This is a genomic window from Bradyrhizobium nanningense (genome assembly GCF_004114535.1).
Lineage (GTDB): Bacteria > Pseudomonadota > Alphaproteobacteria > Rhizobiales > Xanthobacteraceae > Bradyrhizobium > Bradyrhizobium nanningense.
Window position 1 is genome coordinate 301203 of the sequence record NZ_LBJC01000020.1, and the last position, 23301, is coordinate 324503.

A 23301-nucleotide genomic window follows, 5' to 3' on the forward strand; every position below is an offset into this window, starting at 1 on the left:
GTAGGACCAAGAATGATGTCGAGAAGCGAATATCTTTCCGCGCGGGAGCGCATGCTCACGCGCATTGCACAGACCCGGGACGCTGCACGCTCTGGCCTACCACACTGGGCGAGCACCGTGGACGGAACCTGGACGTTCACGCCCGACGGTGATTGGACTGGCGGAGCGTTCGTCGGTGAGCTCTGGCTTGCGCATCTCGCTGACCCGAGGCGGTTCTCAATCGAGGATGCGCATGCCGCGCTAAGTCGGATGTTGCCACGTGCCGAGCGGCTTACGGCCTTCAAGGGTTTCGGCTTCTATCATGCCGGCGCCCTCGGCAGCATTCTTTTTGCGGATGAAACCGCGCGCGCGGCGGCTATGACAGCAGCAAGGTCGCTCCGGGACATGTTTGATCCACGCCTCGGACTGATACCGTTGGGCGGGGATGCCGAGGAGGCAAGCGCAGTCGGAGCCTCCGAGAGCAGCATCGACTCGCTCCAGGCGATAGGCCTGCTCTATTGGGCCGCAGACGAGCTTGCCGATGCCCGGATGGAGGAGGTTGCCAATGCACATATGCGGCGCGTCCTGGAGATCCACGTGCGGCCGGATAATTCGGTCATCCAGTCCTCCACGCTCGACCCGCACACCGGAAAGGTTCTCAGAACACACACGCACAAGGGATATAGCGATATCAGCACCTGGGGCCGGGCGCAGGGATGGGCGATGCTCTACACCGCTCACGCGGCCATGGTTCGCCCGAAAGAGCCGTTATGGCGCGATTACGCGGTGCGGGTTCTTGGCTGGTGGATCGACCATGTCCCTGCCGACCTCATTGCCTACTGGGATTTCGACGACCCGGCGATCCCCAACACCAGCAGGGATACTGCGGCCACTGCTATCGCCGCTGCCTCGGCGTTGCGGCTCGCATCCGCACTTGGTCCTGAGGAGGGCGCCAAGTATCGAGTGTTTGCAGAGCGCACAGTAACGCAGCTGTTGAAATACCTGACACCGACTGTTCCCGAAGACCGGCGCCCGCCCGGAATCCTCACCGGCGGCTGCTTCACCCGAAAGGCGATCGTGCGCGATATCGATGCGGCGGAGAATGTCGAGCTGATCTTCGGAAGCTATTTCCTGTTTGAATGTCTTGCCATCCTGACGGGGCTGCTCCCATCTGGGCGGATCTAGGAGCGATGAGCGAAACGTCCGGTCGCGATCGGCAGCATCTTCGAGCAGTCTTGCTCGGACGCCACGCCGCTCAATTTGTTCAGTAGGTTCGGCACTATCTGCTGCACTCCTTCAATGTTTCCGATCGACTGATCGAGCTCGAAAGCAACTGACTGCCTTCTGTTTGGAATCCTCTGCATGAGAAATGCGAAAACTCCCGTCTATCGCGGCCTGTTCCCGGTCGCTCCGACGCCCTTTACGAAATCCGGAGATCTCGATCTGGAAGGGCAGCGGCGCGTGCTGGATTGCATGATCGATCAAGGCGTCGACGGGATCTGCATTCTGGCCAATTATTCCGAGCAGTTCCTGCTGTCGGATCAGGAGCGCGATATTCTGGTCGATCTTTGCCTCTCGCATGTCGCGGGCCGCAAGCCCGTCATGGTGACCTGCAGCCATTTCAGTACGCAGATCGCGGCGCAACGCGCCCGCTATGCGGCCGAACGTGGCGCAAGCCTCCTCATGCTGATGCCGCCTTATCATGGCGCAAGCCTCAAGGCGGATGAAAGCGCCATGATCGCGCATTTCGGCCGCGTCGCGGACGCGGCCGGGATTCCAATCATGGTCCAGGACGCGCCGCTCTCCGGCGTTACATTGACGGTCCCTTTTCTCGTCCGGCTTGCTTGCGAGGTGCCGCTCGCCAGATATTCCAAGATCGAGGTCCCGTTTGCGGCTGCCAAGCTGCGCAGCCTGATCGAGCTCGGCGGTGAGGCCATCATCGGTCCATTTGACGGGGAAGAAGCCATCACCATGATGGCAGACCTCGATGCCGGTGCGACCGGAACGATGTCGAGCGCGCTGCTGCCCGATCTGCTTCGCCCCGTGCTCGATCATCACAAAGCGGCACGTAGGCAGGAAGCCGCTCTTGCGTATGCAAGGGTGCTGCCCCTCATCAATTTCGAGAACCGCCAGTGCGGCCTGCGCGCAGCCAAGAGCGTGATGGCTGAAGGTGGTGTGATCAAATGCGAGGCCGTGCGCCATCCGCTCGAGCAGCTCCATCCGGCGACGAGAGCTGGATTGATGGAGCTTGCGCATGAGCTCAACCCGCTGGCTCTTCACTGGGGACATTGAGGCATGAAGAATCGGGAACAAGCGCTGCAGACACAACCTGTGTACCCCCAGATCAAGATGTTCATTGCCGGGGAATGGACGGAAGGGCGGGCGGATCGCTCTGAAGAGATCCTCAATCCCGCGACCGGACAGCCCATTGGCGAGACTCCTTATGCGTCCCGCGTCGATCTTGATCGCGCCCTCGCGGCCGCCGCGGAGGGCTTCGAGATCTGGAGAAAGGTATCGGCCTTCGACCGGTACAGGATGATGCGCAAGGCCGCCGATCTCATACGCTCGCGCGCAGCCGACATCGCGTCGATCATGACGCTCGAACAGGGTAAACCGCTGAGCGAGTCGAGCGCTGAAACGCTCCTCGCCGCCGATATCATCGACTGGCTCGCCGAGGAGGGGCGCCGAGCTTATGGGCGGATCGTACCGGCGCGCTTTGGCAATGTTGCCCAGCTGGTGACCAAGGAGCCGGTCGGGCCGGTTGCGGCATTTACGCCGTGGAATTTTCCGATCAATCAGGCCGTGCGGAAGATCTCCGCAAGCCTTGCAGCCGGCTGCTCCATCATCGTCAAGGGACCTGAAGAGACGCCGGCGAGCTGCATGGAGCTGGTTCGTAGCTTCGCGGATGCGGGCTTGCCGGCCGGCGTCGTCAATCTCGTTTTCGGCGTTCCGTCCGAAGTGTCAGACTATCTTATCCGCCATCCCATCATCCGCAAAGTATCCTTCACCGGCTCGACCGTGGTCGGAAAGCATCCGCAGCCCTTGCCGGCGCCCATATGAAGCGCGCCACCATGGAGCTTGGCGGGCACGCGCCTGCCATTGTTTTCGCGGATGCCGATGTCGGGAAAGCCGCCAAAATCCTCTCGGCGAACAAGTTCCGTAACGCCGGCCAGGTCTGCGTCTCGCCGACGCGTTTTCTGGTGCATGAGAGTATCTATGAAGAGTTCGTCGACAGGTTTGTTGCCGAGGCCAGCGCGATCAAGGTTGGCAATGGCCTCGAAAGGGATAGCCGGATGGGACCGCTCGCCAACTGGCGGCGGGTCGACGCAATGGAAAACCTTGTCGCGGACGCTCTTGGTCGCGGCGCACAGTTGCGCATCGGCGGCAAGCGTATCGGCAATGCGGGATACTTCTTCGAGCCGACGGTCCTGACCGATGTTCCACTCCAAGCGCGCATCATGAATGAAGAGCCGTTCGGCCCCGTCGCCCCGATCGCGCGGTTTAAAACCTATGACGAGGTTGTCACGGAGGCCAATCGACTGCCTTACGGGCTCGCCGCCTACGCCTCCACGCGATGCGCCGCTACGATGGCCGCGATCGGGGCCGATCTTCAATGCGGCATGGTGTCGATCAATCATCATGGGCTTGGGCTTCCCGAAGTGCCTTTCGGAGGAACGAAGGAGTCGGGGTTCGGTTCGGAAGGTGGCCTCGAGGCAATCGAGGGCTATCTTCACACCAAATTTGTGAGCCAGGCGAGCTAAAACCGGAATACCAGACGCCAAACCGGCGGAGAGCGACTTCGTTCGACAGTGTCGCCGGATCGCCTCGAGCGCTCCGCCCCTTCTCCGCTGGCAGGCCGGTAAGTCTGCCGTCTCCCAAGACTTGAGCCGCTGTTGGAGAAATCCGGCAGCGATCCTTTTCTTTGCTGGACTGACACCTTCTTCTCCATTCAGGCGGGAGCAGAACGAGATACTTTGCCCAGAAAATCAGCCCGTCGTGGACAACAGTTACGTGTGCAGGAGCGCTCAAATATTCGCGCCAATGATAGCCGGCGAGCAACCACCAATACCGGCGTTTCTGTTGCAAGCGTAACGCGTTCGAATCCGCCTTGCCTGGAATGTGCTGCCGGAGGTCTTCAAGCGCGGGCAGCTCTAAGTCGAGCCGAACAAGGAGGCAAGGAAGCACCCGTGAGCGATGTGAGCTATTCGTTGCTTCCCGTCCGCGTGCCGCCCCACCAGCACCGGTTTGGATTACTCGCCAAACGCGTTACGGGTTCGAGCACGCGCTTCATGATCGCTAAACCACCGCCTGCAATCGCGAGCGCCCTGGCTCAGTCCGGTGCGCTGCACCTCCTGACACCGCCGCCGGATTCGCTTGTGCTGAGGCCTAATGTCATACTCATCGAACACGCGGCGGCACGCGCCGAAACACGGACACCAAGGCACGCGGAAAGATGGCCCCGTTGACTTATACCAAGCCGTTTACGATCGCCAAATGTGGCAGGGTCAGTTCACCTTTGCCTGCGACAACCGCGAGGTTGAATTCCTGCGCGGCAGCATCCAGGACCGACACGGAAACGGCTCTCTCGCGCGCTAGGCGCACAGCACACTCGATATCCTTTGCAGCATTTGCAATCGAGATGGCGAGTGCATCTGGTTTTTCGCCTAACAAAAAGGCGGCGAAAGCTTGGAATATTCCACTGTTAGTCGAGCCGCGACCGACCAAAGAGCGTAGCGTCACAAGATCTATCTCTAGACTATCCGCGAACTGACAGACCTCAGCGGCGACGGCAGCTATGCCCATCGTCATGCTGTTGTAAACAAGCTTGAGCTTGTGGCCGTCTCCGACATCTCCAACATGCAGAACGGTCTCGCAAAACGCAGCAAGAACGCGTTCGGCGACGGGAAAGAGTGTTGCATCCGACCCAACCATCGCGTTGAGAAGGCCCAGCTCTGCTTGCTCGGGGCTCCGTGTTACCGGAGCATCAACAAAGTTTATACCCCGGCTTCGCGCCTTTCTCGCCAATGCAATGGTCGAGGTAGGATACGAGGTCGTGCAATCAATTATCAGACCTCCTCGGCACATGTGAACAAACAGTCCATCGTGATCGAGGCACACCGTCTCGACTTCGCGGCTGGACGGTAGGGATAACACCACGACACTTACGTGCTGCGCCAATTCAGCGATCGATGTATGCTCGCGGGCCCCTCCACCTGTCAGGCGATCAGCACCGAATCGGTTCTTGTTGACTTTGATGTGGAGCTCGCTTTGGCGACGCAACAGGCTAATGCCTATACCTGTTCCCATGCGCCCCGCTCCGATAAGCCCTACGCTCTGCTTGATCGCTTTGGGAGCCGCGTTGGCTGATGATCGCTTGCTCATGATTTAGCATTCCGAAAAGAAGCCATGCTTTTGTAGGATAGGCAACAGCTCGTGATGGTTGTTGATCGTGTAATCTGGATGCGCGGCTTGCAGGCGCGACGCCGAAACAAAACCTCCGGTAATGGATATGCTTGTCAGCCCGAGATTACGCGCAATATCAGTCTCGACGGGCATATCGCCTATGATGAAGGTTGACGACGGATTCAGGCTGTACTTGTGCATATAAAGGCGAAGCCGCTCTCCTTTGCTCATCGATTTGTATTGGGTGGCGCGGCTTTCAAAGGCGATCACATCGGTGATGTAGTCATCCACGCCAAGTCTCCTCAGCTGGGACTGTAGAGGCGCGACTATGTGGTTGCTGACGATGATGAGTGGAGCGGATTCTCGGCGCGCCAACTCGAACACTCTGCGAGCGCCCTCACGTAAATCGGCTTTATCGGCAAGAGGCTCGTACGTGTCATGAAACAGTGCGCCCTCGTCACGCTCTATTGCCTCAATCTCCTCCTGCGACATTCCAAGGCTATGAAAGAGACGAGAGAGGGGAACATCACAATGCTCTCGTAAGGTGTCTATATTGATGCGCGGACGACCAAAGCGGTTCAAAATTGCGTTGGTCGTATCGAGCAGCGCGTACGTGTCATCCAGCAGTGTTCCGTTCCAGTCGAATACGAGAGCGGGTTTCATGATCCTGACCTCAGACGGGGATTGACGGAAAGAGCGGCCAGCAACGCGTCCAAGCTTCTGTCCGCGCGCTGCCGTCCAGCGGGAGTTGGCATCTCGAATGTGAAGGGTGACAAATCGATGCTGTCTAGCCTGTCAGCCAATATGGATACTAGGGCGCGGAAGGGCAGATAAGTTACCGTCGCTGCTTGGATCGCTCTCGCAATGTTGGTTTCAATGGTTCTGAGGGCTGGCAAGTCCATCCTGTGGAAGCGAAGGCACTGGGCGCGCAGTTCAGGCGGAAGTCGCTTCAATGCCTGCCAGAATGCGAGCTCATCTGGCGTGTCAATACCCATGCCGTAGTAATTTGGGGCAACTATAGGCGGCGAACCAATCGCCCAATGTACGGCTTTGGCTCCAGCGGCAAGAAGCATGGTTGTGACGGCTTGGCTGGTATCGCCTCGAATGAGTGCCTCGTCAACAACGACGATGGCTCGTCCAGCGACGCCAGCTTCCGACACTCGATACTTTTGAGCAATGCGAGATTGGCGGCCCCTGGGTCTGCCCAGCAGTGTTCGCTCAAGAAATTGCGTTGCCACTACGTCGCCACGCTCGGCACGCACGCCCTGTTCGGCGAGAGAGTCAAACAGACCATCGGCGTACGGCCCTCCAGTATTTGGCATGGAGGACACGATTGGCGGCATCAAGAGTGCCTCTGCTTGAACTCGCTCGGCAACAATTCTCCCCAAGGCGAGCCCGATGTTGTAACGGGTTTGGAGATGTGAATGGCCCTCGACCGAGGTGTTCGGACTTCCCAAATATAGAGTTTCGTAGGCGCAGAGTTTGGCTTTATATCGTCGGCTGTTCAGGGCATGGTCAACGCTGCCGCCTGTCTTGGCGTCCACGCGCCGTATGCTCCCCGGCAAGAGCTGCTGGGTCTTACCTTCCGAGCCAGCGAAGGCACAATTTTCAGAAGCAAAGAGCAACAATCCATTGTTCGTCGACATAGTCTCCAATGGGCGCAAACCGCTTCGATTGCGGTATGCAACAAGATCTCCGTTCTTATCTAGCAAAAGCGCGCTAATGGCGCCGTCTATACGATCATCCAGCTCGCGAAAGATGGCTTCGTAGTTTGCGGGCAAGCCGTGACGCCAATATTCTCGTTTGCAAGATCGTTCAATCCACCTCAGCAAGAGCTCGGCGTCAGTGTTGGTGTCTATCAGTTGGCCTTGAGCGATTAGTTCGCTTCTGAGTTCATGAGCGTTGACCAAGGCGCCATCCAGAGAAATTGCAAAATGGCGGCTAGTGCCTGCAGCGGCGGGAATTGACTGCACATCGTCGTCACCCCCACTTCCACAGGATCTGCTACGGATCTGCGCGATCGCAACATGAGGCCGAAAGCGCGACTCCTGTTCGATGCGGTCAATGCGTACTGAACTATCGGCCGATTGAAATGCCCTTCCATATCGGATCCCACGCTTTTTCATGAAAGCAGCGACTAGGACACCTGCTTGCCCACGGAGTGCAAGTGTCGGAATCATTTTCTTCAGCTGATCAACAACACGCGGCGATGGTTCGTTTGGAGAGCAGAGAAATGCACCGGCGACACCAGACATATAACACCCAACTTCTTAAGGAGCCGATCTGGCGGGGCGCCTCCCATGTGCATATGAGGGCGGGACTTCGCTTCATCCTTAAGCAAGTGTCGTACCAGCCCTTTGGACGCACTGGCTGGCATTTCTGGAGCGAGGAGAATTGGAGGACGAGCCATTCTAGCCGTCAGGGAGGCTTCGTTCAGGCCCTCACACGTTTGTTCAAGATGCTACGGCTGTGTGCGAAAAGTGCTACACCGGAGCGAGAAGGTACGAACGCGTCAAGTCGGCGAAGGCCCTCTAATCTTCACTTATGCGCTCCATTCTGCGGCCAAGCGAGCAAAGCGGCTCTTTAGACGACCAGCACTAGATTCGGCAGATGATGCAGAGCGAGTGCATCGCGCGGTGGCGGACACACCGACGAGCCGGGGCCTCGACAGCCCAAGTGCGCCCGCCCCGTTTGCGCGACAGAGTAGCGTAGGCACCTGGCCCAGCGTTCTTTAGCCAACTCACATGTTGGTCGCCGCCGTGCGCACGCTGCTCCGACCAAGGGTTTGAACTAGGGGCGCGCCCGGCTTACTAGGGACTCTTGGGCGTAGCGCGCCGCCTGACCGATCTCGCGGCCCATGTTTTTATTGCTTGCGTTAAGAGCCTTCAGGCGCCTCCGGAACGGCCGCGCCATCAACCACTACCCCAAGCTAGGGCCCTCTTTCTCCATTGACGATGGAGTCTGCGACCGCGAGCCGACCTGCGGCGCCAGCAGAAAGGTACCTAAAGCGTAGACGGCCTCCGCTTAGCTGCTAGAGCTAACTCTGGGCGATGTAGTGATAGCTTGCGGGCGTTAGCGTCTCCTCGGGGCCGCTTAGAAGTGTCCGCGTCTGATTGCCTGGATCGGTCGCAACATCTTAGCGCTTTTTCGATGCTCGCCGGATCAACTACTAACACTGGTCATTGATTGGGAACATAGTTCCTGGCGATGACACACCGTGTCGCCTGTGCGCATCAGGCGCATGACGATGCACCTTCAACAAGTGTGGCTAGAGCAACTGCATTATGTCACCGTCAACGGCTCTGTCGCGAGGCGCGCGGGCTAATGCTCGCGTTTACGGTATCCTTTTGAGTCCGAGGTCAGTATCACGTGCTGGCGGCAAAACGCTTCACAAGTAGGACGATAGCAGGAGCCCGTGCTCGCAAGCAGTCCAGGATGGCCTATACGCCGATAGTCGAGCCGAAGATCAGTCCGTTTGATGCCCGGCCAAAATTGTCTCACCAAGCACTCAGGGTGGAGCGACTGCCATTAGGCTGCTAGCGTTGTGTGTTGGGGGGACTGTGTCGGTCTAGGTGAGATCGTCGGCCTCGCCGGATATGGATCGATGGCTAAACCGGGAGCGCACGGCGGTTGCGAGCTTTGGCTCGCTTCGAGTTCGACGACCGTGGGAGGTCACTTTGCCGTCACGATTGATATCGTTCGGTTCTACAGAGCGTGCGTCCGGCGCCCAGGGCGCGGCCACCGGTTCTGTCGGTGGCGGAGATCAGTTCATCGATCTCGCGAACGACGAGATCATCCAGCCACTCTCATCAGTGCACGAGAGGGCGATGGTTACCGTCGATTCTGGGTCGAGCGGCGTCGTGGATCCCATTGGCCTTATGCCGCTCCGCAAAGCTGTTGCCGAAAGGCTCGCGGCCCAGACAGGCCTCGATTGGATGGCGGAGGAGATCGCAATCACTGCCGGCTCAAGGGAAGCACTGCTTTATGCGGCGTTGGCCGTTTTAGAGCGGGGCGATGAGGTTATCATTATCCGCCCCTGGCAACCGTGGGTCCCAGCGCTGGTTCAGGCCGCTGGCGCAGTACCGGTGTTCGTCGATGCTCAGCGCCCGCGATATACTCCTAATGTCGGCTCAATCCGAGCTGCCGTTACATCGCGGACTAAAGCGATGATTATCAATTCACCCAACAATCCGACGGGCGCAGTCTACAGTCGAACAACATTGCAGGAGCTCGGCGAGCTTGCTGTCGAATTCCGAATATGGATCATTTCGGACGAGCGCTACTCAACATTAGTATTCACCGGTTTACACCGCCATGAGTCGATCGTCGTGGCGTACCCCGCCGTGCGACCGCGAACGATCATAGTCAATCCATGTTCGCAGGCGCTGGCGATATCAGGCTCTCGCTTGGGTTATTTCGCGGCTCCCACCGCCATCGTTTCCGCCGCAAGAAAGCTTCAGGGCTATGCAGCGATAACACCAAGTCGAGAGGCGCAGCAAGCTACGCTGAGCCACTTTCAGGTCGCCGGCGGCCGGATTGAGCGGGAGACATACCAACGGCTTTTCGGCGCTCGCGACATGGGTCTTAACATTCTTTCTAATCTACGTGATGTAACCCCACCTCGTGCCGACGGGGCATTCTTCTTCTATCTTGATCTGAACAGGCTTGCATCTGCTTTGCAGGACGAAGGTCGCGTTGGAGTGACGGATGATTTTGCAGGCTGGCTCCTGAAGCATACTAATGTGGCTTGCCTTGCGGGAGACGCGTTTGGAGACGTCAACGGCCTGCGACTCTCATTCGGCGCCCCACCGGGGGCATCGGCGATCGGACTGAAGCGCATCGTCCAGGCGCTAAATAGCCTTAGGATCAGATAACCGCCGGTCCAGTCCCAGACGAAAGGCATGGATATGAATATCTGCGCTTCAGCTGATGATGGCACTCCGCAATGTACGCAGCTCCTATGTCCGTTAACGGCGAGCATCGGTTGAATTGTGACATCAAAGACCGCGATTCGTCGCCGCCTCTGGAGGTCACGTCTCCTGATCTGGTTTGGAAAGGATCGGTTAATGATCTCACTATCCGGTAAAGAGTTCCGCTGCACTCGTTCGCTCGACGTCGAAGGCAGCAGGTCGCATGCACGCAAATTGTCGCCGTAGGCGGGAGTGCTTGGTCCGAAACCGAACGCGTCCGGTGTCACGAATCGATCAAGTCGCTTCAAACTCCGACTTTGATCAGACAATCGCCAGCGATTCCTCTGATTGGAACTGGCCCAGAGCGTGCATCGTGACAGTGGGAGCCCATCTGAGTCTTGCGACACGAGCAATAGTTGCGGCGCCTTCAAATCGGATGGATCACCGACGTTAGGTTCGGAGACAGTATGCGCATCTGCGGCATTAAACTGACCCATGACGGAGCAGTCGCCCTTATCGAGGACGGACGGCTTGTCTTTTGTATCGAGCAGGAGAAGCGGGGCAATAATCCGCGATATCAAAAAATCAACAATCTCGATGCGGTTGTTGTCGCCTTGGCAGAGCACGGTTTAGATCCGCGGGACGTTGATCGGTTCGTCATCGACGGATGGTGGGGCGAGGTTGAGTCACAATTTGAGGTTTTCAGTGGGACTGTACCCATTACCCTTAAAGGGGCGCCGTATGTTGAGGGCGATGCCGAAGGCCTCCTCATAGCGCACGACGGCTCTGGGCTGCTGCTCAACGAGAGCGCCTTCCCTTACAAAAGCTATCCGCACGTGACAGCCCATGTGGCTTCCGCTTTTTGTACCAGCCCCTTCGCCAAGGCCGGGCAGCCCGCGTTCTGTCTGGTGTGGGACGGAGCTTCCTTTCCACGTCTCTACCATGTAGAGCGCCGCGCCGCCAGGTTCCTCGAGTGCCTCTTCCCGCTGATCGGGCATGCTTATGCTGCCGCGGGCTATCACTTCGGACCATACAAGCAGGCGAACCGGACCAAGTGGGACCTCGGTGTTGCGGGCAAGTTGATGGCCTACATCGCGCTCGGTTCAGTCGATGAAAGCATTGTCGGGGTGTTTCGGGAGCTCTACGAAAAGCACTTTAGCACGTTTACGGAGCCAGTCGGTCGTTGCAGCGAGGACGCCGCGCTTGAGCCTGTCCACGAGTTCTTCGATGCCAGCGCGCTACGGTTCAAAGCCAAAGCTCCCGAAGATGTGCTTGCTTCCTTTCATTGGTTCCAAGAGCGTCTGCTCGTTACCAAACTCGCGAGCGCTATACAGAGACATTCGAGGCTTCACGTGCGCAATCTGTGCATCGCCGGCGGCTGCGGTCTCAACATAAAATGGAATAGCGCACTACGAGCTGCCGGCTTGTTCGATGCTATCTGGGTGCCACCCTTTCCGAATGACAGTGGCTCGGCAATAGGTGCCGCTTGCTCCGCATTGGCGGCGGACCAAGGCTTTGTACCATTGGAATGGTCCGTCTATAGTGGTCCAGCCGTGGAACGAGGCGGCGTGCCGCCCGGATGGGGCGGCTCACCATGTAGCATGCGTGAACTTGCAACGATTCTCGCCAGCAACAAGCCCGTTATTTTCCTTGCTGGCCGCGCGGAGCTTGGACCTCGGGCTTTGGGTAGCAGAAGCATACTGGCCGCGGCGACATCGCCGCGAATGAAGGACCGTCTCAACGACATCAAACTTCGCGAGCGCTTCCGGCCTGTAGCGCCAATATGCCTAGAGGATCGTGCGCCGGATATTTTTAGTCCTGGAACGCCAGACCCTTACATGCTCTTCGAGCACCTAATACGAGCAGAATGGCGGGACAAGATCCCCGCTGTTGTGCATCTGGACGGATCTGCCCGATTGCAGACGATTTGTCGGACCTCTCAGCACAAAATCGCCGAACTTCTTGTCGAATACGAGGCCCTCACGGGCATTCCGCTACTATGCAACACAAGCGCCAATCGCAATGGACGCGGGTTTTTCCCGAATGTGGCATCTGCCTGCCAGTGGGGCCGCGTTGACCACGTGTGGTGCGATGGTGTGCTGTGGACGAAACTCGCGGGCGGAGACTCAGCGCCGGCCAACGGCATTTTTCTCTCTCAGCGCGCGGAGGCGGGACCGTACGACGAAGAGCGGATAACTCCCGCCACAGGTCGTCTTGTTTGACGAATGCGATCGCCGCCGGCCTAGGGTAATCTTGGGAGAAGGCCACGATTTCGAGGGTCGAGATGATCACCTCGCTAGAGGGGCGGCGCGGTGATCGCTGGATAAGAAGGAGCGGCTTGTTGCAGTATCGCCCGCGCCCGGCGCCAGTTTCCGAGGCAACTCGCATCGTCGGTTTCATGTGAGCCAGCTGTTCAGGTGGCGCCAGAGCTTTGGAAGCACGTTGAAGCGAGTATAGCGCCGTTCGTGGGGGGCGAGATTGGATCGTCTGTGCCGCCGCGGGAAGTGGCCGAAGCTCCATCGACGACGACGGCGGCACGTCGACGAAGGGGCCAGGGAGTCATCGTGGTTGATCCTGGTACCGGGCACCGCATCCGGATCGATGGCGAGGTCGGCGCAGACGCTACTTCGCGTTCTCCATGCTTTGATCCGGTCCAGCACGTCGCGAATTGGGGCTTCCGCTCCGTGAGGGGAGACGCCTGCTGGCGGGTTCTGTCGGGCGATATCAGAAGGCGCGCTCTCGTGCAGGCGGATGGTCCTATCTAACCGTGCTCCTCGCATTCGCGGATGGCGCACGCTTCCTCCAGCACGTGGATCCTCTATCCCGCAGCGTCCGTGTTGTCGGCCTAGCTCAACAGTCATCACCATTGAAATCGACCCCGAATACGACGAAGGCCGCGTTTGTTCCGGCTGCCCCGATCTAACAAACAGATCGTCACCCACCAAGACGCAATAGACGTACTCTTCGTCTCGGCGACGGTGCGGGTATCGGCGGACGTACCCCCCTACCGCGAGGGCGAGGGCATCGATCGCTGATTTGTCGCGCGTCGTCTTCGCGTCGAGCGACACGATCGGCGGGAGCCGGGGCCTATTCATCCAGCGCCGGATTCAAGGACGGCCGGGGCTCAGCGCGCCTTGTATCTCCAGTGCCATTTGGGCAGGGCGAAGCGTCAATCCACGCGGTGCGCCGATCACCGCGCTCGGGGAGGTGGGACTAGCGCGGTTTGGCGACTCACGTTACCCATCATTTTGAGCCACCTCACTACACAATGGGAATGAAATGGTTGCAGCTACCCGTGAACCGCCGGCCTCTGGTTACGCACTCGAAGTGGATGGCCGACTCAAAGCCGAATTTGCAACCAGAGACGGCGCCAGGGCAGGTGGAGAAGAACTAAAGAAACGTTTTCCCATGCTTCAAATCAGGATCTATGACGCGCAGACGCATGCGCGCGAGGAAATCTAGATCTTCAGACTAGCGGAATTTTCCGCTTTGCGCGTGCGGCTTCCGCCGCACCGGGCTCTCGTGAACCGAGCCGCTTTGCGTCTCGGCCATCCGGCTTCGATCCCTCGCGCAGGACTGGGGAGTTCCTCGCCGGGGGCACTCGGGAAAGGGGCTCGCCTCTCGGCGATCGCTATCGCTGCCCCGTTCCCGGGTGCCGCTATTGAACCGGTCTCGTCGCTGCACTCGGACCCGCGTGCCCCTTCGGGTCGCTATGCTCACGCTCTCCGGGTGCCATTTTGCGTTGAGGCGATGCGCCCTTGGCGCGCGCCGGGTGGGGCCTGCGGCCCCTAAAGCACCTCGAGGCCATCCCGAAGAATGGAACGAAAGACGGAGCGCGTCGCAGATTTCGCATTCTGTCATCTGTGTGCGTGAGGAGCTCTCGCAAATCACGCGCCCTCGATTTCCCCTGAAAAAGCTTAAAGTGAGAGTGCCGGCCGGGTTTTGCCGTGACGGGTTACAGGCTGCGAGAGAGGCTCGCGGCGCCCGTCGCGGAGATCCGTTATGTCCAGACACTATCTTCGGGCACGCGCCGGCGAGGACCGGACCAGCCTTTATGACGAAATCACCAACAAAATTATCGGCGAGCTTGAAGTCGGCCGCGTCCCGTGGGTACAGCCTTGGGGTTCGACGGCGGCGGCGTCATTGGCCATGCCGAAAAGCGCCGCCACTGGCCGTCAATACAGCGGCATCAACGTCCTAATCCTTTGGGGGGCTGCCACCGAACACGCATTCACCGGTCAGAGCTGGCTCACCTTCCGCCAGGCGCTCTCGCTTGGCGGTCACGTCCGCAAGGGCGAGCGCGGCACGAGCGTCGTCTATGCGGACCGCTTTGTGCCGGCCGACGAAAAGCGGCGCGCCCGCGAAACAGGTGACGAAGCCCAGGCCATCCCGTTCCTCAAGCGGTTCACGGTCTTCAATATCGACCAGTGCGAGGGCTTGCCTTCGGAGATCGCAACGACGCCACCTCCGCCGCCTGGCCTGATCGAGCCAAAGATTGAATACCTGATCAAGGCGACCGGGATCGACTTCCGCATTGGCGGCAACCGCGCCTTCTATATGCCGGCAGAAGATTATGTGCAGGTACCGCCACCACAAGCCTATTTCGAGCCGATCAACTGGCATCGGACGGCCCTTCACGAGCTGGCGCATGCTAGCGGCCATACATCGCGTCTGAATCGCGATTTGTCGGGAAGCTACGGAAGCAAGAAGTATGCCTTTGAGGAATTGATCGCGGAGATATCGTCCGCATTCGGATGCGCCTCGCTCGGCATCGTGCCGACGGTGCGGCACGCCGACTATATCGGCTCCTGGCTTGAGGTGCTGCGAGAGGACAATCGTGCCATTGTGCGAGCTGCCTCGCAAGCCAGCAAGGTTGCGGACTATCTCCTTGGGTTCTTGCCGGAGGAGGTTGGCGACATGACGACGGAGAGAGCGGAACAGGAGGCAGCGTGAGGGTCTCCTCGGCCACCGCGAGTAAGCGAGTGAGAGGGCAGGGTCGTTTTTCGCGACGGGTTGAAGGCCGAGAGAGAGGCTCACGGCTGCCCGTCGTGGAGAATCGACATGACGAAGGCTGTCCAAAAGATCACCCTGTCGCCCTCACGCGACATTCCGTTCAACAAGCTGGTGCTGAGCCAATCCAATGTTCGCCATGTGAAGGCGGGCATTTCGATCGAGCAACTCGCCGAAAGCATCGCGGCGCGCACGCTCCTGCAGAGCCTCAACGTCCGTGCCGTCGTTGATGCCGAAGGGAACGAGACGGGCATGTTCGAAGTGCCTGCAGGCGGCAGGCGCTATCGCGCCCTCGAACTGCTGGTGAAACGAAAGAGCATGGCGGAAACGCAAGCGGTTCCGTGCGTCGTCCGGGACCAGGGTATCGCGGAAGACGACTCGCTCGCGGAGAATGACGAGCGAGTCGGCCTCCACCCCCTCGATCAGTTCCGCGCGTTCCAGCGCCTCCAGCAAGGTGGCATGAGCGAGGAAGACATCGCTGCCAGGCATTTTGTGACGCCGGCTATCGTGAAGCAGCGACTTCGACTGGCCTCGGTTTCCAACAAGCTGCACGAGATCTATGCCGAGGACGGTATGACGCTCGAGCAACTGATGGCGTTCTCGGTGACAGCCGATCATGCTCGCCAGGAGCAAGTCTGGGAGCAGGTCAGTCGTTCGGGTTACGACGAGCCATACCAGATCCGGCGCTTGCTGACAGAACAAACGGTCCGTGCGTCCGATCGCCGCGCTCGGTTCGTGGGCCTTGAGGCTTACGAACAGGCAGGCGGCGGCGTTTTGCGTGATCTGTTCGAGCATGACGATGGCGGATATTTGCAGGACCTTGCCTTGTTGGACCGTCTTGTTACCGACAAGCTGAAGCTCGAGGCGGAAAGGATCGCGACCGAGGGTTGGAAGTGGATCTCAGTGGCGGTCGATTTCCCCTACGGCCATACCAACGGCCTCCGCGAACTCGAGGGCAAACCTGTGGATCTCACCCCGGAGGAGCAGGCCACCATCGACGCACTCAACGGCGAGCATACTAAGCTTGAATCGGATTATCAGGATGCCGACGAACTGCCCGATGAGGTCGACCAGCGGCTCGGCGAGATCGAAGCGGCACTGCTCGCATTCGAAGACCGATCGATGATCTACGAGCCGGCCGAGATCGTCCGCGCTGGCGTCTTCGTCAGCATCGATTCCGAAGGGCGCCTATCGGTGGATCGGGGTTATGTCCGGTCGGAGGACGACATGTCCGCGATCGATCCTGAAGTCGAGCAGGGCACCGATGCGCAGCCGGTCGAGGGGAAGGAGGCAGGTCGCTCTATTCAGCGCACGGTCATCGCGGTCGCAAGTAGCGCTGCTGACGCTGCAGAAGATGATGAGGACGCGGCCAAACCTTTGCCGGATCGGCTGATGATAGAGCTGACGGCGCATCGCACGCTCGCATTGCGGGATGCGCTGGCGGAAAATCCGGCGATCGCGTTCCAGGCGGTGCTGCACAATTTCGTGCTGACCGCCTTTTACCGGTTCTCGTCGACGGGGAGTTCCCTTGAGATCGGACTTCGCACGCCGACCTTTCCCGCTCAAGCCCCCGGCCTGAGGGAGAGCGCGTCCGCGAAGACCGTCGAGGCGCGGCATGAATCCTGGAAAGCACGGTTGCCGAAAGGTGAGAAGGACCTGTGGGATGCGCTCACAGCTCTCGACGGTGCCGCTCAGGCGTCCCTGTTCGCTCACTGTGCGTCATTTGCGGTCAACGCTCTCTACGAGCCAGCCAGCCGCTACGATCAGGGCCGTGTCTCCGCCCATGGTGTTCGCGCGCGTCTCGACCAGGCCAATGTGCTGGCGCGCGCGGTCGGGCTGGACATGGTGCAGGCCGGCTGGCGACCCACCGTCGACAACTATCTTGGCCGGGTCACCAAGCCTCGCATTCTGGAAGCTGTGCGAGAAGCAAGGGGCGAATCTTCCGCGCAGTTGATCGACCACTTGAAGAAGGCCGACATGGCCAAAGAGGCCGAGCGTCTTCTTGATGGTTCAGGCTGGTTGCCGGAACCGCTGCGTCTCGTCGATCCCAATGCGGCGCCAGTGGAGCGGGAGGTTGAAGCAGGCCCGCTACCCGAATTCCTCGCCGACGATGAGGATCGGGAGAACGCCGGCGACGATGACCCGCAACAGCTCGACGCGGCTGAGTGACACAGAGCGGGATGGCTCGGGCCATCCCGCAGTTGCCTGGGGACCGGTGTGCAACGCCGGTCCCCATTTTTATGGGCGAGCGCTGAGAGGGAGAGCAGGGCCGGCGAGGTTTGAATTGCCGTGGTCTTAAGGGGAGCGCCGCGCGGTTCGATCTGTTCCTGCTCTCCCGAGAAATCCTGCCATGACCGAATTTCTTGCGGGCGGCGCTGCCGCCGCGCCGCTCTCGATGCGTGCCGCTGCTACTGTCACCTCTGCCGCCCTCAAGGCCGCCCGACAGATCTTGACTGATCTTGAACGCGGCGGTCGCATCGATGCGGCTGTCCTGCGTAGTGCCATGGAAGCTGCCTTCGGCGCCTCGGACGCGGCCGGCGCATGGAACTGGAAGACCGCCTATGACGTCTGCGAGGCGGCAACCGTTCTCTTCCTGCGCAAGTTCGGTCCGGCCATGCGCGCCAAGGCTGGCTCGACGGCTGCCATGCTGCCAATGCTCGCGAGAATCGCGAGCTGTCTGCCGACCCATACGCGGCGTTCCGAGGACAGTCAGGGGCTCCAGCAATTTTCGACGCCGATCCCGCTTGGGCTGGCCGCATGCACCGCAGCAGGCATTACGCCTGCCGACCGCGTTCTGGAGCCATCCGCGGGGACCGGCTTGCTCGCCATCCTGGCCGAGCTCGCCGGCGGCTCTTTGATGTTGAACGAGTTGGCCGAAGGCCGCGCGGCGCTGCTCGATCATCTGTTTGCCAAAGTTGAGGTTACGCGGTTCGACGCCGCGCAGATCGACGATCACCTCGACGCGAGCCTTGTGCCGAGCGTCGTTCTGATGAACCCGCCGTTCTCCTCGGTGGCGAATGTCGATCGACGAATGGTGGACGCCGCTTTCCGGCATATCGCTTCGGCGCTCGCGCGTCTTTGCGATGGTGGGCGCCTCGTCGCCATCGCCGGCGCGGGCCTTGCGCCGGATAACCCGGCGTGGACCGGTGCCTTTGTTCGGCTCCAGCAGCGGGGACGGGTCGTGTTTTCTGCCGCGATCGAGGGCGCCGTCTACGCCAAGCACGGGACTCACACGGACACGAGGCTGCTCGTTATCGACAAGTGGCCCGCTGCCGATCCAAAGGCTTTTCCCGCCTCGCAGGGCATGGCCGGCGATGTCGCCACCTTGCTCAACTGGGTGACCCAGCACGTGCCTCCAAGGCTACCTGTCGCCGCGCCGGTCGTGGCCGACATCGTTAGGCGTCCTGCAACGCCCCGACCGGCCGGCGCCATTACACCAAGCCCGTCGTCCAGTTCGGAGAGCGCGCCCGAAGGTGTGGAACTTGCGTACGAGACCGTCGACTGGTCGCCGCCTGAAGGCGTCCGTCTCACCGATGCGCTCTATGAGGAGTACGGATTGCAGTCGGTCCGTATTCCCGGATCGTGCGCACATCCGACCAAGCTCGTGCAGTCCGCTGCGATGGCGTCCGTTGCGCCACCGAAGCCATCCTACCGTCCGCATCTGCCTTCAAGTCTGCTGGCAAAGGGAGTTCTGTCGGACGCCCAGCTCGAGAGCGTCATTTATGCGGGCGAGGCGCATTCCGAATTCCTGGCGGGCTCCTGGGCCGTCGATGCGACCTCTGACGTTGTGGCCGCCGCGAGCGACGACGCAGAGAATGCCGTCCGCTTTCGTCGCGGCTGGTTCTTGGGCGATGGCACCGGTGCGGGCAAGGGACGGCAGGTCGCAGGGATCCTGCTCGACAATTGGCTCAAGGGCCGCCGCCGTGCGGTCTGGATCAGCAAATCCGACAAGCTAATCGAAGATGCCCAGCGCGACTGGTCCGCGCTCGGCATGGAGCGGCTGCTCGTTACGCCCCTGTCCCGGTTTCGCCAGGGTACCGCGATCCTGCTTTCGGAAGGCATCCTTTTTGCCACCTATGCCACGCTACGCACCGACGAGCGTGGCGAGAAGCTTTCGCGTGTCAGGCAGATCGTTGAATGGTTGGGCTCCGACTTCGACGGAGTGATCGTCTTCGATGAGAGCCATGCCATGCAGAATGCGGTCGGGGGCAAAGGCGAGCGCGGCGACCAAGTGGCCTCTCAGCAGGGGCGCGCGGGCCTGAGGCTCCAGCACGCCCTGCCCAATGCTCGCGTGGTTTATGTGTCGGCGACGGGCGCTACCACGGTCCACAACCCAGCTTATGCCCAACGCCTGGGCCTTTGGGGCGGCGCCGACTTCCCATTCGCCACGCGCGCCGAGTTTGTCGAGGCAATCGAGGAGGGTGGAGTCGCGGCGATGGAGGTGCTGGCGCGCGACCTCAAGGCGCTCGGTCTCTATGCCGCCCGCTCATTGTCCTATGAGGGCGTCGAGTACGAACTCGTTGAACACCAGCTTACGCCGGAGCAAGTTCGCATCTACGACGCTTATGCAGAAGCGTTCAGCATCATCCATAACAACCTCGACGCGGCGATGCGGGCCGCCAACATCACCGGCGAAACCGGAACGCTGAACGGGCAGGCAAAATCCGCGGCCCGATCCGCCTTCGAGAGCGCCAAGCAGCGGTTCTTCGGTCATCTGCTGACCTCGATGAAGACGCCGTCGCTCATCCAATCGATCGACCGCGATCTCGACGCCGGCCATGCCGCTGTCATCCAGATTGTCTCAACGGGCGAAGCGCTGATGGAGCGCCGGCTCGCCGAGATCCCGACCGAAGATTGGGGCGACGTCCAGGTCGACATCACTCCGCGCGAGTATGTGCTCGACTATCTCGCCCATTCCTTCCCGGTTCAGCTCTACGAGCCCTTTACCGACTCGGAGGGCAATCTCTGCTCTCGGCCTGTCTATCGCGATGGCCAGCCGGTCGAGAGCCGGGAGGCCGTCGCACGACGCGGTCGCCTCATCGAGAAACTCGCCTCGCTGCCTCCAGTACCTGGCGCGCTGGATCAAATCGTCCAGCGCTTCGGCACCGACATGGTCGCCGAAGTGACCGGCCGCTCGCGCCGCGTCATCCGCAGCGGCGATCGGCTGACGGTCGAAAACCGCGCCGGCTTGGCCAATCTCGCTGAGACCTCGGCCTTCATGGACGACGTTAAGCGCATCCTCGTGTTCTCCGACGCCGGCGGCACGGGGAGGAGCTACCATGCTGAACTATCGTCCCGGAACCGCCGTTTGCGAGTCCACTATCTGCTCGAGCCCGGATGGAAGGCGGATGCAGCGATCCAAGGGCTCGGCCGGACCAACCGCACCAATCAGGCTCAGCCGCCGTTGTTCCGGCCCATCGCGACCGACGTGAAGGCGGAAAAGCGCTTCCTCAGTACCATCGCCCGTCGGCTCGACACATTGGGAGCGATTACGCGCGGCCAGCGCCAGACCGGAGGGCAGGGGCTGTTCCGGCCTGAGGACAATCTCGAAAGCCAGTACGGGCGCGATGCGTTGCGTCAACTCTACACGCTGCTCGCGCGAGGTAAGGTCGACGGCTGCTCGCTCGAGAAGTTTCAGGATGCGACCGGCCTCAAATTGACGGATGCCAATGGGCTCAGGGATGAGCTGCCGCCGATCACGACCTTCCTGAACAGGTTGTTGGCGCTCACCATCGACCTGCAGAATGTCCTATTCACCGCCTTCGAGCAGCTCTTGACCGCCCGGATCGAGGGCGCTGTCGCGTCGGGCACCTATGACCTCGGGTTGGAAACGCTCCGCGCCGAAAGCTTTGTCGTCAGCGGCCGGAGGACGATCTACGTCCATCCGCGCACAGGCGCCCAGACGCGGCTGCTCACCATCGTCCAGCGCCAGCGTAACCATCCTGTTGGTTTGGATGACGCCCTTGCACGTTTTTCCAATCATGCGGTCCTGCTGATCAACGAGCGCTCGGGACGGGCCGCCGTGCAGCTTCCGGCCCCGAGCATCATGCTCGACGACGGCGAGATCGAGCGCCGCGTCCGCCTGATCCGGCCTATGGAGCAGCACCAGGTCCCCTTGAACATGATGGTGGAGAGCCATTGGGGTGAAGCAGATCGCGAACGTTTTGCCGCGGCCTGGCTGGCGGAGCTTGCCGAGGTGCCTGAGTTCACGGAAAGCACGATCCACGTCGTTGCTGGCTTGCTGCTACCAATCTGGAAGCGATTGCCGAACGAATCGACCCGTGTCTATCGGCTCCAGACCGATGCGGGCGAACGCATCATCGGCCGCAAGGTTTCTGCCGCGTGGGTCGCAAACGCCATCTCGGCGGACACGCCTACGCTATCGCCGGACACTGCCTTTGCGGCGTTGATGGAAGGACGCACCCTCCTCGATCTCGCGGAAGGGCTCCAGCTTCGTCGCGTCCGGGTGATGGGCGCATGCCGCATCGAGCTATCGGGATTCAACGACACGATGCGCGATCGTCTCCGTGCTTACGGCCTCTTTGGAGAGATCATCTCCTGGAAGCTGCGGATGTTCGTCCCCACAGACGAAAGCGGCGTCGGGATCCTGACAAAGGTGCTCGAAACCTACCCGGTCGCGCGCGTTAGTGAGCGGGAGGCCGCGTGATGTCCGCCGCGCCTTGCGAATTGGCACGCCGCCTCGCGCGCGAGGCCGAGGCCGTGTGCCGATATTATCTCTCCAATGGCAAGCGGGCGGGGCGATACTGGGTGGTCGGCGACGTCCGCAACACGCCGGGCCGCTCGATGTTCGTGCGGCTTCAGGAATCACCGAAGGGCCCCGCCGGCAAGTGGACTGACGCTGCGACCGGTGAGCATGGCGACCTCCTCGATATCATCCGCGAATGCCGGGGTTTACGCGATTTCAGCGAGGCCGCCGAGGAGGCGCGACGGTTTCTGAAGCTTCCTCGTCCTGAGCCGCAGCCGGCCTCGAAACCCGTTCGTTCGGTGGCGCCCGCTGGATCGCAGCAAGCCGCCCGTCGTCTCTTTGCGATATCCAGTCCGATCGAGGGGACGGAGGCCGAAACGTATCTGCAAAGTCGCGGCATAACCCGCATTCACCATGGTGGCAGCCTGCGCTTCCACCCTCGTTGCTATTATCGGCCGGACGAGCATTTGCCGGCCGAAAGCTGGCCGGCGATGATTGCCCGCGTCACGGACCTTGAGGGGCGGATCACCGGAGCGCACCGAACCTGGCTCGATCCAGACGGCTTTGATCGCATTCGTCTCGGCAAGGCTCCAATAGACACGCCACGACGGTCCATGGGCAACCTGCTCGGCAACGCCGTTCGCTTCGGCGTCGTGGACGACGTGCTCGCCGCCGGCGAGGGGATCGAGACCATGCTGTCGCTGCGCTACGTGCTGCCGACATTGCCGATGGCAGCTGCGCTTTCGGCCAATCATCTCTCGGCCATGGTGCTACCGGCTGGCCTGCGTCGGCTCTATATCGCGCGCGATGCCGACGCCGCGGGAGATGCCGTGCAGGCGTCTCTCGCCCAGCGAGCAAAAGACGCCGGCATTGAAGCGATAGCGTTGTCACCCCGGCTGGGCGATTTCAACGAAGACCTGCACATCTTCGGTCCCGAGACTCTCCGAGCAGAGTTGCGGCCTCAACTCGTACCAGAGGACGTCGTCCGCTTCCTGCGTTTGTCGACAGTAGCGGCAGAATAGGTCGGTGCTTCGATCGACGTTGATAGGTCGCTCATAACGAGGCCATTGCCGGAAGAGGACGCGACCTCGGCCTTCTAGAGGGCGATCGGACGGCAAGCGGACCGGGCCGGCAATGGCTGCGCCCGGCTATTTTCCGCCGCGCGCCGGCGATGAGCAGACACAACAGCCATCAAACCGGCGCACTTTGCATCGCGAAGCAAAATAGCCGGCCTCCGCCATCCTCCGCTGCCGCTTCGGCCCTTGCGGGTTCTGGCCCGTTCCGCCCGCCGTC

The 23301-nt window shown here is 60.7% G+C and carries 11 protein-coding genes and 1 pseudogene; 9 read left to right on the forward strand and 3 right to left on the reverse strand.

Annotated elements, in window-relative coordinates:
• The first annotated feature begins 12 nt into the window (after positions 1–12).
• From XH84_RS14375 to XH84_RS14385, 3 genes and pseudogenes are all read left to right on the forward strand, one after another.
• A complete protein-coding gene (locus XH84_RS14375) occupies positions 13–1164 on the forward strand; it encodes a glycoside hydrolase family 88 protein (RefSeq protein WP_128948347.1) in 1152 nt (383 codons plus the stop codon).
• 177 nt (positions 1165–1341) lie between these two features.
• Positions 1342–2271, forward strand: a complete 930-nt coding sequence (locus XH84_RS14380; protein WP_128948348.1) for a dihydrodipicolinate synthase family protein — start codon at positions 1342–1344, stop codon at positions 2269–2271.
• Positions 2272–2274: 3 nt separating this feature from the next.
• A pseudogene (locus tag XH84_RS14385) lies at positions 2275–3740 on the forward strand (NAD-dependent succinate-semialdehyde dehydrogenase).
• A 706-nt stretch (positions 3741–4446) separates the two neighbouring features.
• On the opposite strand, the gene XH84_RS14390 reads toward XH84_RS14385, so the two are convergent.
• The 3 genes from XH84_RS14390 to XH84_RS14400 are packed head-to-tail and all read right to left on the reverse strand — an operon-like array spanning position 4447 to position 7637.
• Positions 4447–5361 carry an NAD(P)-dependent oxidoreductase gene (locus tag XH84_RS14390; protein ID WP_128948349.1) on the reverse strand — a complete coding sequence of 305 codons (915 nt, stop codon included), beginning with the start codon at positions 5359–5361 and terminating at the stop codon, positions 4447–4449.
• A gap of 3 nt (positions 5362–5364) precedes the next feature.
• Positions 5365–6045, reverse strand: a complete 681-nt coding sequence (locus XH84_RS14395) for an HAD family hydrolase (protein ID WP_128948350.1) — start codon at positions 6043–6045, stop codon at positions 5365–5367.
• A complete protein-coding gene (locus tag XH84_RS14400) occupies positions 6042–7637 on the reverse strand; it encodes an amidophosphoribosyltransferase (protein WP_245471726.1) in 1596 nt (531 codons plus the stop codon). The genes XH84_RS14395 and XH84_RS14400 overlap by 4 nt, the downstream gene beginning before the upstream one ends.
• A 1572-nt stretch (positions 7638–9209) precedes the next feature.
• On the opposite strand from XH84_RS14400, the gene XH84_RS14405 reads away from it, so the two are divergent.
• The 6 genes from XH84_RS14405 (at position 9210) to XH84_RS14435 (ending at position 23030) form a co-directional block, all read left to right on the forward strand.
• Positions 9210–10256 (forward strand): pyridoxal phosphate-dependent aminotransferase, encoded by a 1047-nt coding sequence (locus XH84_RS14405; RefSeq protein ID WP_164937375.1) that lies wholly within the window; start codon positions 9210–9212, stop codon positions 10254–10256.
• Positions 10257–10759: 503 nt separating this feature from the next.
• Positions 10760–12514: a nodulation protein NodU gene (gene nodU / locus XH84_RS14410; protein WP_128948352.1), complete on the forward strand. Its 1755-nt coding sequence runs from the start codon at positions 10760–10762 to the stop codon at positions 12512–12514.
• Positions 12515–14294: 1780 nt separating this feature from the next.
• On the forward strand, positions 14295–15245 hold the full coding sequence (locus XH84_RS14420; protein WP_128948353.1) for an ArdC family protein: 951 nt from the start codon (positions 14295–14297) through the stop codon (positions 15243–15245).
• A 108-nt stretch (positions 15246–15353) separates the two neighbouring features.
• Entirely contained in the window at positions 15354–17471 is a 2118-nt protein-coding gene (locus XH84_RS14425; RefSeq protein ID WP_128948354.1) for a ParB/RepB/Spo0J family partition protein, read from the forward strand.
• A gap of 181 nt (positions 17472–17652) precedes the next feature.
• Positions 17653–21969 (forward strand): strawberry notch-like NTP hydrolase domain-containing protein, encoded by a 4317-nt coding sequence (locus XH84_RS14430; protein WP_128948355.1) that lies wholly within the window; start codon positions 17653–17655, stop codon positions 21967–21969.
• Positions 21969–23030 carry a DUF7146 domain-containing protein gene (locus XH84_RS14435; protein ID WP_128948356.1) on the forward strand — a complete coding sequence of 354 codons (1062 nt, stop codon included), beginning with the start codon at positions 21969–21971 and terminating at the stop codon, positions 23028–23030. Before XH84_RS14430 ends, XH84_RS14435 begins: the two co-directional genes overlap by 1 nt.
• Positions 23031–23301 lie beyond the last annotated feature (271 nt).

Bases quoted from the DNA above. Each gene is read 5' to 3' on its own strand.
- XH84_RS14405 (WP_164937375.1), top strand. From the start codon at position 9,210: ATGGTTACCGTCGATTCTGGGTCGAGCGGCGTCGTGGATCCCATTGGC.
- XH84_RS14435 (WP_128948356.1), top strand. From the start codon at position 21,969: ATGTCCGCCGCGCCTTGCGAATTGGCACGCCGCCTCGCGCGCGAGGCC.
- nodU (WP_128948352.1), top strand. From the start codon at position 10,760: ATGCGCATCTGCGGCATTAAACTGACCCATGACGGAGCAGTCGCCCTT.
- XH84_RS14395 (WP_128948350.1), bottom strand. From the start codon at position 6,045: ATGAAACCCGCTCTCGTATTCGACTGGAACGGAACACTGCTGGATGAC.
- XH84_RS14400 (WP_245471726.1), bottom strand. From the start codon at position 7,637: ATGTCTGGTGTCGCCGGTGCATTTCTCTGCTCTCCAAACGAACCATCG.
- XH84_RS14375 (WP_128948347.1), top strand. From the start codon at position 13: ATGATGTCGAGAAGCGAATATCTTTCCGCGCGGGAGCGCATGCTCACG.
- XH84_RS14420 (WP_128948353.1), top strand. From the start codon at position 14,295: ATGTCCAGACACTATCTTCGGGCACGCGCCGGCGAGGACCGGACCAGC.
- XH84_RS14380 (WP_128948348.1), top strand. From the start codon at position 1,342: ATGAGAAATGCGAAAACTCCCGTCTATCGCGGCCTGTTCCCGGTCGCT.
- XH84_RS14390 (WP_128948349.1), bottom strand. From the start codon at position 5,361: ATGAGCAAGCGATCATCAGCCAACGCGGCTCCCAAAGCGATCAAGCAG.
- XH84_RS14430 (WP_128948355.1), top strand. From the start codon at position 17,653: ATGACCGAATTTCTTGCGGGCGGCGCTGCCGCCGCGCCGCTCTCGATG.
- XH84_RS14425 (WP_128948354.1), top strand. From the start codon at position 15,354: ATGACGAAGGCTGTCCAAAAGATCACCCTGTCGCCCTCACGCGACATT.